Below are 15060 nucleotides of genomic sequence, written 5' to 3'. Positions count from 1 at the left end.
CGTCAGCATGACAGCTGGTTTCGGTCTCTGCGGCACCGCAAACGCTGACCGACCACCACCGATAGACCCGGGGGCGCTCCCCGCAGGAGATCCGGCAGTGCCTCCGGACAAGACCGAGCGTGGCAGCGGGGTCAACGGCCTGTGCTACCGGACGGAACCAGTGACGAACACGGCAACGGTTCCGACCAGTCAACGTTCGCTCGATCTGGAGCGGGCCTGGGGGTTCTCCCGCGGGGCGGGCCAGCTCGTCGCGGTCATCGATACCGGTGTCGCACCGCATCCTCGGCTCCCCGGTCTGATGCCCGGTGGCGACTATGTAGAGGCAGGCGGCGATGGTACCGATGACTGCGATGTGCACGGCACCGTCGTAGCCGGAATCATCGGGGCCACCGAAGTCGACGGCGAAGGATTCGCCGGGGTCGCCCCCGAGGCGCGGATCTTGAGCATTCGACAGACCAGCGCACTATTTCAAACCGAGGGCGCCGGTCGCGAGAAGTCTGCGGAAGACCGGCCAGACGGCTACGGGAAGGTTTCCTCGCTCGCTGCTGCGATCCGCCGGGCCGCGGACTTCGGAGCCAACGTCATCAATATCTCGCTGGTTTCCTGCAACAACGGCTCCCCGGCCGCTGAAGCCGCGTTCGCCGCACTCGGAGCAGCCGTCCAGTATGCGACGCTGGAGAAGGACGCCGTCATAGTTTCTTCCGCAGGCAACGCCGACAACAATTGCCAGTCCGGGAACCCCGAACCCGACCCGCTGAAGCCGGAACAAGACCTCTGGGACAGCATCCGCACCTACGTGAGCCCCGCGTGGTACGACGAGTACGTGCTTTCGGTTGGATCGATCGGTGCCACCGGGGCCCCGTCCGCGTTCACGGTGCCCGGTCCATGGGTGGGTGTCGCCGCACCGGGCGAGGGCATTACCTCGTTGGACGCACGGACCGCCGGAATTTCCGACGGGAAGTACGACGGCCAGGGGAAGCACTCCCCTTATAGCGGAACCAGTTTCGCAGCTCCCTATGTCGCGGGAGTCGCTGCGCTGGTCCGCGCCAGGTTTCCCGAGCTCTCGGCTATGCAGGTGATCAAACGCTTGCAGGCCACTGCCCACTCGCCAGCCGAAGGCTGGAACCCTTACGTCGGTTATGGGGCAGTGAACCCGGTCGCGGCATTGACCCACGAAGTTCCCGACGAGCTTCCGCCCAAGAGGGTGCATCCGCCGCGCAGCGAACAGCTCGCGCTACCTCCCGCGCAGACGCCGCCGGACAATCTCGCACGGAACGTGGCTTTGATAGGCTCGGGAATCATCGCCGTGACTCTCGTACTCGGCGTCCTTGCGTCCTTTCCGATCCGCCGCAAGTTCGGCATGTCCTCCGACGACCTCTAGCTGACTGAACAGATGAAGGGGCTGTATCCACAGCAGATACAGCCCCTTCATCTCGAATCGATCAGACGTTCCCCGTCTTGGTCGTTACCTTGTACAGCTGTCGGCCCTGCCGGTCCTTGCCATCCTGGACACACACGAAAACGGTGTACGTAGCGTGGGTGCCGAGCGGATCCCTGTTCCTCTCGGCGACCCGGTTCCTGTTCTCAGCGTCTGCGACGCAGTCGCTGTGGGACAACATTCCGCTCGGCAATGCCTGCGCCACACCAGCTCCGGCAGTGACAATCCCACACCCCGCCACTGCGCTGACGAACGCCATGCCGATCGACTTCTTTGCGATACCCATTCGGGTCCCCTCCTCAAGACGGCGAAATCTCCTCGCCGTCGTATTACGACTGTGCCAGTTGCGATTTCGTCGAACACGCTCACCAAATGAGCAACTGGAGTCTACCTCATTACGTCAATTGGCTGTCGCGACGAGTTGCTTCGCCGGCGACGGGTCCGGCGCGACACCGTCATGAGCAACCATCGCGTCTTCCCGACCGAGACTCGGACCGCCCGCGAGTAGACCGACTATCGGCCAAGGCGCAGGCTCAGCCGAAATACCCTCCAGACCGAGCGCTTTCACTGCTTCTGCGTTCCTTATGCCAAACCGCACACCAGTGTCGGCGACATAGAACATGCTGTCTTTACGACGACTATCGGGCTCGATCCCTGTCGCCTGCACAAACGCGCCGGTCGCAGGTGGGATATAGGCAGAATCGACATTGGGGCCCGACTGATCAGCCTGGGCGAGCTGCACCAGCTTCGCATCGTCCGGAAGGGGAAGACTGATGCCGGTGAGCAGCGACAGCTCGGCGCGGGCGGTCCCATCCGCATCATTATCGGTCGCGCCCTCGATCGGGCGCCAGGTCAAGCAACTGACCGGCTGGTCCTTGGCGGTGACCAGCTTCGGCGCTTGCTGCGGGTAGCTGTGCACCCGCAGCGTATTCGAGACTCCGCCGTGAACACGCTCGGTGGCCTGAATCGTGGTGCCCTGCATGGTGGTGTCGTTGGAGTTGCGGACGATCTGGGCGGTCAGCGGCGAGACCGACTGCAGGCCGTCCTGCAGCACCACGTAGTTCTGGTTGGGCTCGTTGAACACCTGGACGATGTCACCGATGCGATGACCGCTGACCTTGTAGGACGGCTCACCACCCGGGTTCGCGATCACCGGCGAGATGATCGGCAGCACTTCGGGAATCGCGTTGAGCAGCCCCTCGCTGATCGGTCGCGGGGTCTCGCCGATGATGCCGAGTGCCTGGGTCACCGCGGGGTCGTCCATGTTGACCCTGGCACGCTTGTTGTCGTAGACGAGGTACGCGGAGTCCTTGCCCTGTACCAGCAGCGCCTGGTCACCCTCGAGCTTCGTTGCCTTGGTGCCGAGTTCGGGCGAGCCGGCCAGTACCGAGGTGGTGTGGTCGGTGCTGCCGTCGGACTTGAGCTGGTCGCACACCGACCATGGTCTGCCCTTGCCGTCCTTGTCGTAGAGCAGCGAGGACGGGGCGCCGGGGATGCCGATGAGCTGGCCGCGTGGCTTCTTGCTCAGCTCGGATTCCTTGACAATGGCGGCCTTCGACGCTTCACCGGCCGCGAGCCGGGCCGAGGCGAGGTTGAGCGCGGGGTGCACGACATTGTCGAGTACCACGTAGACGCCGCCGGATTCCTTGGCGATCAGGATCTTGCTGTCGCCGATCTTGTCCTGCGGCTTGAGCAGCGCGAGGACACCACAACCGGCCAGTACGACGATGCCGAGCACGAGACCGACCACGTAGGCGCGGCTCTGGGCGCGCATCGGGTCGTGCAACATGCGCACGTCCCGGCGCACCAGGGCGTGCTCCATCCGCCGCACCAGGAAGCGGTAGCCGCTGACCTGCCAGCGTGTAGTGGGTTTTGAAGGCATGGTTCCTCCCCCGAACAGTGCTCTCGTCCGGGCAACACAGTACAGTTCCCCGCAACACTTGCTCGCATTCGGCCACCGGTCGATCGACAAACGGGTACTTGGGGGAGGAACGAATGGCCGACTTCACCGGTGCGGGGCCGCGCCCGCTGTTCGGTCGGATTTCGCTGCCGCAGCTGCTCATCGCGCAGGTCACGGGCCTGCTCGCTGGGGTCGTCGCGCTGGTGTGCGGGCTCGGTCCGTTGCCGTCGCTCGGTATCGCCGTCGGGGTGGCGCTGCTGCCGCTGATCCCGATCGGCAAGCGCACGCTGCTCGACTGGATCGTCACCATCCGCCGGTATTTCGGCAAGCGCGAGTACACCCTCGGCGACACCGTCGACTTCCGGGACACCGACGGCCGTTCGCTCGGGCTGTACTGGGACGGCAGTCGCGTGGTCACCGTCGTCGAGGTGCTGCCGCCCAAGGGTGGGCTGACCAGGATCGCGCGCACCACCGTGCACGCCTCGCATCTGCTCCCGCTGCCCGAGCTGGCCGCCTGCCTCAACCAGCACGACATCCTGCTCAGCGGCATCGACATCATCAGCCACGGCCACCGCAGCCGCTCCGGCACGCCGGCGGGTGCGATCTACGAATCCCTGCTCGGCCCGCTGCCCGCGACCGCGCACCGCACGGTCTGGCTGGCGATCAGCTTCGACGCGGTCCGCTGCCCGGATGCCACGGCCCGTCGCGGCGGCGGCGTCGACGGCGCGTCGCGCTCGGTCACCATCGCCACCCAGCGGATCATGCGCACGCTCGAGGACGCCGACTGCAACGCCCGCATCCTGACCGCACCCGAGATCCGCAAGGCCGTCCAGCAGATCACCACCGGGCTCGATCCCCGTACGCTCAGCCAGCGGTGGAAGTACGCCGAGATCGGCAACGCGGTGAACATCGGCAGCGCGGTCGATCCCAAGCAGCTCGGCTCCGATCTGCTCGCCCAGCTGTGGGTCGCGCCGTCGCGTGGGACCACGGTCGCGGTGCGGCTGCGTCCCGGCAGCGATGCCGAGTCGGTGAGCGTCGGCGCCGCGTGGCGCCTGACCGCCCGTGAGCTGCCGGAGAAGGCCAAGACCAAGGGCATGGTGTCGATGAACGGACGCCATCGCGACGCCCTGCTGGCGCACCTGCCGATCGCGGTGCCCGGCGTGGACGACACCGTGCCGACCACCGAGTACCCGATCGATGTCATCGGGGCGCTGCACCTGCCCTCGGCCGGATGCGGGCAGTTGCTCGGCTCCGACGACGAGGGTAACGGCGTCGCCACCAGGATCATCGGTTCCGGTATCTCCTCGGTCTATGTGGCCGGTGAGCTGTATCTGGCCCAGCAGTTGGTGTTCCGGGCGCTGGCCGTCGGTGAGCGCGTGCTCGTGCGCACCGACCGGGCACATGCCTGGGAGCAGCTGGTGACCACGGTCGGCAACCCCGAGCGGTTGACCATCGCCGTCGAAACCCACCAGTCCGACGCGGCTTTCACCGCCACCGTCGTCGACGGCGTGCTCGCCCCTGCCCCGCACGCCGGTGTCACCACGATCTATCTCACCGGCGACCCGAACGGCTGGCCCGCCTCGCGCCCCGATCTGGAGATCTTCCAGCCGGGCGCGATCGGCAACCGCGTCGTGCTCCGCACCGGGACGACCAGGGTGAACCTGACCCTGGTGTCCATCCCGCGTGAGTCGACCTATATCGGCCAGCCGCGCGGACAGCGCCAGATGGCCAACGCCTGACCGGTCAGCCCGGATAGGGGTCGGCGGCGCGAGCGGCGCGCAAAGTCCGGCCCCACCAGGCCAACTGATCGATCATCCGCGCCGACGCATCGATCGCGGCGCGATCATCGGTCGCGCCCGTCGCGTCGAAGCGGCGCTTGGCCTGGGCGAAACTCACCGATTCGCGCACCGAGACCATGTGCAGCTCGGCGACCACCTGCCGCAGTTGCTCGACCGCGCGCAACCCGCCCGACAGCCCCCCGTAGGACACGAATCCGATAGGTTTGGCCCGCCATTCGCGCTTGGCGCTGTCCAACGCGGTCTTCAGCGACGCCGGGTAGCCGTGGTTGTATTCCGAGGTGACCGCCACGAACGCGTCGGCATCACCGATCCGCGCGCGGAATTCGTCGACCTCCGGCGCCTCGGTGAGTTCGACCGGTAGGGCGAGTTCGCGCAGATCCAGGACGCCCACCGCGAATTCCGGCCGCTGGGCCACCGCCGCGAGAAACCAGTCCGCCACCACGGCCGCGAACCGCTCGGGGCGGGGGCTGGCGACGATGACCTCCAACCGCAACGGTCTGTCCATCCGCCGAGCCTATCCCCCGGTGACCGGTGCCGTCGCGGGCATCCGAGCTCCCCGGCACCGGCCCGGCGGAACTGATCAGGCACGATGATCGGCATCGTGTTCGTCGGTGTCGGGGTGAAGGGGGTACCACTTGATCATCGGGCGATGGCAGCTGGTGGAGACGCTCGGCACACCGGAAACGTGGTCGATGCTGACCGCGGGGACGAGCCCGCGGGAATGGGCGTCGTACCGGCGGGCGATCCCGACCCGACTGCAACCGATGATCGCGGCCGCCCATGAGACCGGCGAACCGGTCGACCTGATGCTGCCGAAATCACGGAATCCGTGGTCGCAACTGCGGTTCCGGGCGGTACCCGTGGTCTGGCCCGGCATCAGAACGCACGGGGTGAAGGTGTGGGTGGGTGGCGATCCCGACGATGAGCCCGGCGTGGCGCCGTTCGAGGTCGACGGGCGGACTCGGGCGGTACGCACCATGCCCGCAGGTCTCGGACCACAGTTCGGTTCGGCCCCAGCACAATACGTGGGCGCCGAGATATTCCGGCGGATCGAGCGGTTCGACCGGGCCCTCGAGATCGTCGCCGCGCTGACCCGTTCGGAACCCGGCAGCCGCTGGTCCGGCGTGGCGACCGTCCATTCGGCGATCGGCCCGCGGTCGCTGCTCGTCGCCGCGCGCAACGGACCGCACCCCCGACGGTTCGCCTGGCACGGCCTCACCGTCGATGTCACCGACAGCGTTGCCCCGCAACCCAAATCGTTCGAGGCGACCACGCTCGACCTGCTGCGCGACTCCCAGCCCGGCCTCTACCTGGTCATCCTCGACACCGCGCAGGTACGCGCGGTGCGCTGGGTGACCGAGCCGGTACCGGGGCTGCGCTGGCGCGGCGTGGACGACCGCACCATCCCACATCCCGAGGACCGGGCCAGGATCGTCGCGGCGCGCGGACAGATTCTGGGCGGTGCCGCCCGCGTCGGACTGACCGGGCTGCGGCTGGCCGCCGAGCCGGGTGGCTGGCTGCGCGCCGACGTCGAGGTGTCACCGCTGCCAGGTGGCGCCGATACCGGCGCGGCGCCCGCGTTCGTCCTGGCCCAATTACAGGTCACCGCACCGGTTTCCGACGTGCTGGCACCGGACTGATCAGGGCAGTTCGAAGGGCAGCGACACCCCGGCGTGTACCCGGCAGCGCGCACAGGTGTCGGTGCCGTCGACCGCCGAGACCGCCCGGCGCATGAGTTCCTTGAACGGACCGAGGTTCTTCTTGAACTCGGCGAACACGTCCACCGCGTGCACGCCGTCACCCTCTTCCAGACCGGCGTCGAGATCGGTGACGAGCGCGACCGCGGCGTAGCACATCTCGAGTTCACGGGCGAGGACCGCTTCGGGGTGCCCGGTCATGTTGACCAGGTCCCAGCCCTGCCCCGCGAACCAGCGGCTCTCGGCCCTGGTGGAGAAGCGCGGACCCTGCACGACGACCATCGTGCCGGAATCCTCGACCCGCAGATCGTCGCCTGCGGACTTCGCGGTGTCCGATGGTGGTGCTCCCGAGGGCCCTGCGTGGTCACGCTCCGCTCCCGCCTTCGGGCCCGCCGCGCGCACCGCGGCCGCGCGCAGGTCGTCGCAGTAGGGGTCGGCGAAGGAGACGTGGACGCCGCCGCCGTCGAAGTAGGTCTGCGGACGGCCCGAGGTCCGGTCGACGAGCTGATCGGGTACGACGACGGTGCCCGGCCCCCAGTCGGCGCGCAGGCTGCCGACCGCGCACGGCGCGAACACCCGGCGCACGCCCAGCGAGCGCAGTGCCCACAGGTTGGCCTGGTAGGGCAGGGTGTGCGGGGCGAACTCGTGCTGTTTACCGTGGCGCGGCAGGAAGGCGACGAGACGCCCGTCGACCTCGCCGATCGCGATCGGCGCACTCGGCGCGCCGTACGGTGTGTCGACCTCGATGTGGGTGGCGTCGGCATCGAAGAAGTCGTAGAACCCGCTGCCGCCGATGACGGCGAGCGCGGGCCGGGGAAGCGAACTCATGCCGGTGATTGTTCCGTCCGAGCAGGTCGCCCGCACATCCGGGACCTGGCAGCGCGCCCCACCTGACAATTCCGACCGAAAACTGTACCCTAGGGGGGTATCAGCTCGTCAACGCGAGCATCCAGGTAGGCGAGGAGACCTTCGGTGACAGTACCCACCCCCGACACCGCGCCCGGCGGCGAGCACACGGGCCACGAAGGCCACAGCCACGGCTACATCACCGCCAAGGACGACTACCTCAAGCGCCTGCGCCGCATCGAAGGCCAGTCGCGCGGCCTGCAGCGCATGGTCGAAGAGGAAAAGTACTGCATCGACATCCTCACCCAGGTCTCGGCGATGACCAAGGCACTGCAGGCCGTCGCGATGGGTCTGCTCGAGGACCACATCAGCCACTGCGTGGTCGACGCCGCCGTGGCCGGTGGCCCCGAGGCCGAGGCGAAGATCAAGGAGGCCACCGACGCCATCGCGCGGTTGGTCCGTTCCTGATGCGCGCCTAGCCGGCCCAGCGCGCGGACGGGTGCTCGTCCGCCTTCGGCCCACCCGATCCGCCGAGCACGACATCGGCGAACAACAAGCCCGTGCTGCCCTCGGGTAGCGGTGCTGCCAGATCGCGGCCGTCGGGGCCGAGGATCCGCGCGCGACCGCCCACGCCGAGCAGTCGCTGTCCCGGAGTGCACGCGTCAACGGCGTGCCATCCGGTCATGGGGACCAGCGCCGTCGGCGCGATCACCACGACCCCGGCAGCTCTGGCGTACTGCTCGCTGGCGTCACTGTTCACCGCCATGAGGATCTCCTCGCCGACCTCGTGATAGACGGTGAACCCCGACCACGCGGCGACATGGACCTGCTCCCGCCACAGGTCCATGCGCCGCTGCGGGCACAGATGGTCCGCTCCCCCGAGCATTCCGATCCGACCCAGTTCGGTGGGGAACACGGCCGGTGTCCGCGCACTGGCGCCGAAGACGGCGCGCTCGAACGGCGTCGGCCAGGCCTTGCGCGAGATGTCCACCTGCCCATCCGGACTCACCATCGCCTGCGCCATGTACACGGCCTCATCCGCGCGTTCGGCGAATCCGAGCACGACCCGGATTCCGGCCTTCCGGGCCGCCTGTGCGATGGCCGACAGTTCGGCGCTGTCGCGGCTCATGGCGTTGGCCAGGTATCGGCTACGGAACTCCGTGCCCCAGTCGACCGACTTCAGCCACAACCACCAGGGATAGCCCGGCAGGAAGGTCTCCGGGAACGCCACCAACTCCGCGCCACCCGCCGCCGCGTCCTCGATGAGACCGATCGTCTGCTCGACACCGGCGGCCAGATGCAGCCACTTCGGCTCGGCCTGCACCGCCGCCGCCCGAATCCGAATCGACATCCCCGCCACTCCTCGTACTCCACCGACTCACTGAAATCCATTGTCGGGCAGCCTGACCGGCGGAAACAGTCGTCCAGTGCCACGATCGGTGACAATCAGTGCCACGGCAAGGGTCGAGAACAACCCGGACAGCTCACTCCGATGTCGGCGCCGTGATCAACGAATACCGCTGTGCTGAAACCTTTTCGAACACCGCGGGTACACCCTCAGCCGAGGTGCGCCTGCCGGTACTCTCCCGGCGTCATCCCCGTCTCCTCATGGAACACCCGGTAGAAATTGCGTTCCGAGGCGAACCCGGAGTCGAACGCCACCGCCGCGGGCAGGCGCGAACGATCACGAGCCAGCAGAATCTTCGCGTGCCGCACCCGCATTCGGCGCAAGGTCGTGTTGAGGCTTTCACTGGTCCCGTCGAAGATCCGGAACAGGGAGCGCCGGGAGATGTAGCAGGCATGGGCGACTTCGTCGACGGTCAGGTCCGGGTCGGTGTAATGGTCACGCAGGAACGCCAGCACGTGCTCGCGATTGAAGGCGTCGGCCGGCACGTCGATCGGCCGATCCCCCGCGGCCAGCGAGACCGCGCTACCGAAGAGATCGAGTGCGCCGGCCGACAGCACCTCTGCCTGATCGGGCGAGACAGCCCGGATCCTGGCGAGATTGCGGAAGAAGCCGGCCACCACCCCGGCCGCGCTGGCCGCCGGAATCGTGATCGCCGTCGGAAATTCCCCCTGACCCAGCCCGGGTTGCTCACGCAGCAGCCGGATCGGGACCTGCACGACGACCTGCTCGAAACTCGCTCCCTCGCTCCAGCGATAGGGTCGCGAGGTGTCGAAGAAGGTCATCTCGCCCGGCAGGATCAGCGCCGATCGACCGTCCTGGTTCAGGCGCGCCCGCCCCTTGGTCTGAATGCTGGCCAGCAGATACTGCTCGTCGGATCGGGCGATATGACTCTTGGACCGGCGGAATTCCTGGTTCCGTCCCTCGAGTGCCGTCATTCTGAAATCCGCCGTGTCGGCCAGCGAACCGGTGACGACCCGACCGAAGAAGGGCAGCTCGGGATCGATGTCGACGGCGAGTGGCACATAGGTCTGCACCATCTCGGCTTCCCACCGCTGGCAGGCTTCGCCGCGCCCCGTCTTCGACGAGAGTTCCAGCGTCGTCAGTTCGACCGCCATCGCCACACCCCCTTCGCCACCTCGAACAGCACGGCGGTCACCTGATGTGGGTCTGTCGGTACTCACCGGGCGTCATTCCGGTCTCCTGGCGGAACACGCGGTAGAAGTGACGTTCGGAAGTGAAACCCGAATCGAAGGCCACGGCGGCCGGTGAGCGCGAACGATCGCGGGCAAGCAGAATCTTCGCGTGCCGCACCCGCATTCGGCGCAGGGTGGTGCTGAGGCTTTCACTGGTGTCGTCGAAGATCCGGAACAGGGTGCGCCGCGAGATGTAGCAGGCGTGGGCGACCTCGTCGACGGTCAGGTCCGGATCGGTGTAGTGATCGTGCAGGTAGACCATGGCGCGCTCGCGGCCGAGCGAATCGGCGGGAGTGTCGGCCGGACGCTCCCCCGCAGTCAACAGAACCGCGGAACCGATCAGGTCGAGCGCACTGCGGGCCAGCACATCCGCCTGATCGGGCGACTCCTGCTGAACCCTGGCCAGATTGCAGAAGAATCCGGCGACCACCCCCGCTGCACTGGCCGCGGGCACGGTCACCGCGGTGGGCAGTTCGAGCCGCCCCAGACCGGGTCGCTCGCGGAGCAACCGGATCGGCACCTGCACGACCACCTGCTCGAATTCCAACCCGCTCGACCAGTTGTAGGGCTTGGACGTGTCATAGAAGACCATGTCACCCGGGGCAAGATGTGCCGATCTACCGCCCTGGCTCAAACACGCGTCTCCCCCGAAGTGAATGCTGGCCAGCAGATACTCATCATCGGTCCGGGCAACCTGGGTCTTGGAGCGCCGGAATTCCTGATTGCTGCCCGCGACTCTCGTCAGACTGAAATCCGCGGGCGCCGCCAGCGGCGTGGTGGTGACCCGACCATAGAACGGCTGCTCGGGGTGAAAGCAGTCGATCGTGAGCGGGACATAGGTCTGCGACATCAGCGCTTCCCACTGCTCCCACTCCGCACTGCGTGCAGTCTCCGCAGCGAACTCGACAGTGGTCGGGTCGTGTGCCATACGCGGCCAACCTCCGAACAGCGACATCGGGCATAGCCATCTCTACGGTATCCGCCGAGGATAGCGCTGGAAGGTGGGTCGCGCAGGGTGTCAGGCCTCGGACAGTGTGGCGCGCACGGGATCCCGGCGAGAGACGCGGGCGCTGGGCACACGGAAGGCGGCCGGGCGGTCGATCAGGGACGACGAGGCCGGGCGAGCGGGGCCGACCTCCAGGTCGGCCAACAGCAGGCCCTCGGCGCCCTCCGCCAGCGGGGTGGCGAGTTCGAGGCCGGAGGGTCCGAAGATTCGGGAGACGCCACCGCCGCTGCGGAGCAGGCGACGGTCGGGCACCCTGGCGTCGACCACTTCCCAGCCCGACACCGGGACCACCGCGACCGGGGCGAGCACATGGGCGGCACTGTCCATCGCGTAGCGCACGCTGGCCGCGGTGGTGAGTTCGAGCCCGGAATCCTTGTCCTCGCCATAGGACACGGTGAACCCCGACCATGCCGCGACATGGATCTGCTCGCGTTCCTCCTGCAGCCGCCCGCGCACCACCGGTCGCAGGTGGTCGGCGCCGCCGAGCACGCCGATCCGGCCGACCTGGGTGTCACGCACCAGCATCGACCCGTCGGCGGTGCTGAACACGGTCCGCTCCAGCCCGGTCGGTTCGGCCTTGCGCGCGGTGACGATCGAGCCCTCGGGGTCGATCAGCGCCTGGGACATGAACACCTCGCGCCCCGACCGCTCGGCGAACCCGAGCGAGACGTACACGCCCTTGCGCCGGGCGGCGTAGACGATCGCCCGTAGTTCGGCACCGTCGGTGGTCATCGCGTTGGCCAGATACCTGGCCAGGAACTCTTCACCCCAATCGACCGAATTCAGCCACATCCACCACGGAAATCCGGGCAGAAATGTCTCCGGGAACGCGACCAGCTCCGCTCCTCCATCAGCAGCCGCCTCGATGAATCCAATGGTCTGCTCGACTCCGGCCGACAGGTTCAACCACTTGGGCTCGGCCTGTACCGCGGCAACGCGTACCCGAATCATCGTGTCCCCTTGTCGCTCAATCCGTGAAAAGTGTTCAGTTCACTCTCCCCCAGAACGCGGCAAATCAAACTGTCCCACTGTGCCAGCCGACTGACTGTGCGTGCCAGATCAGGCGGTGAATCGGCGACTCTCCCCCGAGGACACCGCACCGTGCCGGTACTCACCGGGGGTCATACCCGTTTCCACCCGAAAGGCACGGAAGAAATGGCGTTCGGAGGAGAATCCCGCCGCCACCGCGATCGCGGCAGTCGACCGGTCAGGGTCTCCGACCAACATCGCCTGCGCTCGTTCGACCCGCATTCGGCGCAGCACCGCGCTCAAACCCTCACCCACCTCGTCGAAGAGGCGATAAAGACTGCGCCGCGAGACCAGGCACGCCCGCGCGATCTCATCGACCGTCAGTGCCGGGTCGGTACATCGGCTGCGCATGAAAGCGAGCACCTGCTCCTTGGAGAGCGCGCGTGCGGAGGGACCCGCGGGAATCTCCCCCGCCATCAGTTTCACCGCGGAGGCGAGCAGGGTGACACCGTTGTCGGCCAGCACATTCGCCTGTTCGGGCGCCGTTCGGCTGACGGGGACCAGATCGCGGAAGAACCCGGCGACCACCCCACCCGCGCTCCCGGCGCCGACAGTGACAGCGGTCGGCAGCCGGGAACTCTCCCCACCCAACTGTTCCCACAGCGTGGGCAGCGGCGTCTGGACCACCACCTGCGACCAGGAGCCGTCGATGTCCCAGTGATACGGGCGCGTGGTGTCATAGAAGACCATGTCGCCCGGGCGCAGTACCGCGATCCGGCCGTCCTGGTGCAATCGACCGAAGCCCTCGGTGAGAATGGACGCCAGCAGGAACTCACCATCGGTCCTGGCGATTCCCCGTTTGGTTCGCCGGACGCGCTGGGCGCTGGCCCTGATCGTCGACAGATCGAACCCGGGCAGGTGTTCCCGCACTATCCGACCGTGGAACGGCTGCCCCCGATCCGGGTCGACCGCCAGCGGAACATAGCTTTCCGACAGCAGCGACTCCCAGTGCGCGAAGGATTCGCTTTCCCCCACGCCAACCACCTCGCTCCCCATACGAACCGATCAGCAAACAACGGGCGTCACACGAATCGTTGGGTGCGCCTGGCCGCCGAGCCTGCCAGATTCCCCGATTCGTTTCCACCGAATGCTTCCGAATGGAATGGTCAACCTTCATCGATTCTTCGACTAGCACCGGTGATCACCGTACGAATCGACCGGCACCCACACGCATCAGCTAAACATACTGTGATTTATATCACTTCAGTTTGCCGTGGGGGAGACTCTACGCCGCGGGCGCTTCCACCGCGAGCAACAACACGGTATTCAGTCGCCGCAGCAGCCCTCGGACGCGGGGACAGTCCGAATCTCCCGGGTCTGCGCGTTGCGAGCCGACAGGTCGGCGTCGGCGGGGTAGTCGACCGCGATCAGGCTCAGTCCGTGCGCGGGGGCGACCGTCACCGAGCTCGACCGCTGCGTCTCGGTCAGCAGGCTCGCGACCCACTCCGGCGTGCGCCTGCCCTCGCCCACGGCGAGCACCGCGCCGACCAGGCTGCGCACCATCGACCAGCAGAACGCGTCGGCGCTGACGTAGGCGGTGAGCAGATCACCCTCGCGCTCCCAGTCGAACCGCTGCAACTCGCGCACCGTGGTCGCGCCCTCACGACGACGGCAGAACGCGGCGAAGTCGTGCAGCCCCAGCAGGTCGCGCGAGGCCGCGCGCATGGCGTCGAGATCGAGACCCGGCTTGCAGGCCACCACGCTGCGCGCCCGCAGCGGTTCGGCGCCGTAGGCGGCGGTGGTGAGCCGGTAGGCGTAGTGGCGGCGCATCGCGGAGAAGCGCGCGTCGAAATCGGCGGGGACCGGACGGACATCGGTGATCCGCACGTCCTTGGGCAGGAACCTGGCCATGCGATGCGTCAGCTTGGCCGGGTCGAACTCAGCGGTGGTGTCGAAGTGCGCGACCTGCCCCTCGGCATGCACCCCCGCATCAGTACGCCCGGCGACGGTCAGCACGATCGGCGCGCGGAACACCTTCGACAGCGACTCCTCCAGCACGCCCTGCACGGTGCGCAACCCCGGCTGACGCGCCCAGCCGGTGAAATCGGTGCCGTCGTAGCTGATCCCGAGCCGCACCCGGATCGACTCGCGCTCGGAGCCGGTCTCGTCCATCGCTTCCTCCCGGATGAAAGAACCGAGCCCGCCACCCACGCGGGGTGACGGGCTCGATCGAACTCCTGAAATCAGGCGTCCTTCTTGTCCTCGGCGGCCTCAGCGGCCTTGTCCTCGGCGGCCGGAGCCTCGGCGACGACCTCTTCGGTCTTCTCCTCGACGACCTCGGCAGCCGGGGCCTCCTCGGCTTTCTGCGAAGCGGCGACGCGACGAGCCCGATCGGCCTCGTTGGTCACGGTCTTCTCGCGGACGAGCTCGATGATGGCCATCGGCGCGTTGTCACCCTTGCGCGGCAGCGCCTTGATGATGCGGGTGTAGCCACCCTCGCGACCCTCGAACGAGGGGCCGATCTCCGCGAACAGGGCGTGTACGACGTCCTTGTTGCGGATGACCTTCAGCACCTCACGACGGTCGGCGAGGGTGCCGCCCTTCGCCTTGGTGATGATCTTCTCGGCGTAGGGGCGAACCGCCTTGGCCTTGGACTCGGTGGTCGTGATACGACCGTGCTCGAAGAGCGCCGTGGCCAGATTGGCGAAGATCGCCTTCTGGTGCGACGCCGACCCGCCGAAGCGGGCACCCTTCTTGGGCTTGGGCATTGGATTCTCCTTGTGAAAGGCTGCGCCGGGGTGCCC

15 protein-coding genes are annotated in these 15060 nt (G+C 67.4%); 4 read left to right on the top strand and 11 right to left on the bottom strand.

The window, feature by feature from the left end; genetic code table 11:
- Positions 1-7 precede the first annotated feature (7 nt).
- Positions 8-1381, top strand: a complete 1374-nt coding sequence (gene mycP / locus BOX37_RS04200) for a type VII secretion-associated serine protease mycosin (RefSeq protein ID WP_084760624.1) — start codon at positions 8-10, stop codon at positions 1379-1381.
- 61 nt (positions 1382-1442) lie between these two features.
- Here the strand turns inward: mycP and BOX37_RS04195 are convergent, their stop codons facing one another.
- Both BOX37_RS04195 and eccB read right to left on the bottom strand, forming a co-directional pair.
- Positions 1443-1724: a hypothetical protein gene (locus tag BOX37_RS04195; protein ID WP_156910258.1), complete on the bottom strand. Its 282-nt coding sequence runs from the start codon at positions 1722-1724 to the stop codon at positions 1443-1445.
- A gap of 114 nt (positions 1725-1838) precedes the next feature.
- Positions 1839-3410, bottom strand: coding sequence for a type VII secretion protein EccB (gene eccB, locus BOX37_RS04190; protein ID WP_338039843.1), 1572 nt, complete (start codon positions 3408-3410; stop codon positions 1839-1841).
- 23 nt (positions 3411-3433) lie between these two features.
- Between eccB and eccE the strand changes: the two genes are divergently transcribed.
- On the top strand, positions 3434-5077 hold the full coding sequence (eccE, locus tag BOX37_RS04185) for a type VII secretion protein EccE (RefSeq protein WP_071926475.1): 1644 nt from the start codon (positions 3434-3436) through the stop codon (positions 5075-5077).
- A 4-nt stretch (positions 5078-5081) separates the two neighbouring features.
- Here eccE and BOX37_RS04180 read toward each other — a convergent pair whose 3' ends face one another.
- The gene (locus tag BOX37_RS04180) at positions 5082-5642 is read right to left on the bottom strand and encodes an NADPH-dependent FMN reductase (RefSeq protein WP_071926474.1); all 561 of its coding nucleotides are present in this window, start codon (positions 5640-5642) and stop codon (positions 5082-5084) included.
- A 130-nt stretch (positions 5643-5772) separates the two neighbouring features.
- Here BOX37_RS04180 and BOX37_RS04175 point away from each other — a divergent pair, with 130 nt between their 5' ends.
- On the top strand, positions 5773-6777 hold the full coding sequence (locus BOX37_RS04175) for a GAF domain-containing protein (RefSeq protein WP_071926473.1): 1005 nt from the start codon (positions 5773-5775) through the stop codon (positions 6775-6777).
- Here BOX37_RS04175 and mtnP read toward each other — a convergent pair whose 3' ends face one another.
- Positions 6778-7662 carry an S-methyl-5'-thioadenosine phosphorylase gene (gene mtnP / locus BOX37_RS04170; protein ID WP_071926472.1) on the bottom strand — a complete coding sequence of 295 codons (885 nt, stop codon included), beginning with the start codon at positions 7660-7662 and terminating at the stop codon, positions 6778-6780.
- A 216-nt stretch (positions 7663-7878) separates the two neighbouring features.
- Here mtnP and BOX37_RS04165 point away from each other — a divergent pair, with 216 nt between their 5' ends.
- Complete coding sequence (locus BOX37_RS04165) at positions 7879-8148, top strand: metal-sensitive transcriptional regulator (protein ID WP_071931174.1); 270 nt, start codon at positions 7879-7881, stop codon at positions 8146-8148.
- A 7-nt stretch (positions 8149-8155) separates the two neighbouring features.
- On the opposite strand, the gene BOX37_RS04160 is transcribed toward BOX37_RS04165, so the two are convergent.
- From BOX37_RS04160 to rplQ, 7 genes are all read right to left on the bottom strand, one after another.
- Complete coding sequence (locus tag BOX37_RS04160) at positions 8156-9031, bottom strand: nitrilase-related carbon-nitrogen hydrolase (protein ID WP_071926471.1); 876 nt, start codon at positions 9029-9031, stop codon at positions 8156-8158.
- A gap of 206 nt (positions 9032-9237) precedes the next feature.
- Complete coding sequence (locus tag BOX37_RS04155; protein ID WP_156910257.1) at positions 9238-10203, bottom strand: helix-turn-helix domain-containing protein; 966 nt, start codon at positions 10201-10203, stop codon at positions 9238-9240.
- Between the two features lie 37 nt (positions 10204-10240).
- Entirely contained in the window at positions 10241-11209 is a 969-nt protein-coding gene (locus BOX37_RS04150) for a helix-turn-helix domain-containing protein (protein ID WP_071926469.1), read from the bottom strand.
- A 90-nt stretch (positions 11210-11299) separates the two neighbouring features.
- Entirely contained in the window at positions 11300-12238 is a 939-nt protein-coding gene (locus BOX37_RS04145; protein WP_071926468.1) for a nitrilase-related carbon-nitrogen hydrolase, read from the bottom strand.
- Positions 12239-12346: 108 nt separating this feature from the next.
- Entirely contained in the window at positions 12347-13291 is a 945-nt protein-coding gene (locus BOX37_RS04140; RefSeq protein ID WP_071926467.1) for a helix-turn-helix domain-containing protein, read from the bottom strand.
- Positions 13292-13582: 291 nt separating this feature from the next.
- Positions 13583-14428: a tRNA pseudouridine(38-40) synthase TruA gene (truA, locus tag BOX37_RS04135; RefSeq protein WP_084760621.1), complete on the bottom strand. Its 846-nt coding sequence runs from the start codon at positions 14426-14428 to the stop codon at positions 13583-13585.
- A 71-nt stretch (positions 14429-14499) separates the two neighbouring features.
- Positions 14500-15024, bottom strand: a complete 525-nt coding sequence (gene rplQ / locus BOX37_RS04130) for a 50S ribosomal protein L17 (protein ID WP_071926466.1) — start codon at positions 15022-15024, stop codon at positions 14500-14502.
- Between the last annotated feature and the right edge of the window lie 36 nt (positions 15025-15060).

The organism is Nocardia mangyaensis (genome assembly GCF_001886715.1).
Taxonomy (GTDB): Bacteria; Actinomycetota; Actinomycetes; order Mycobacteriales; family Mycobacteriaceae; genus Nocardia; species Nocardia mangyaensis.
This window is presented reverse-complemented; position numbering and strand designations above follow the sequence as displayed.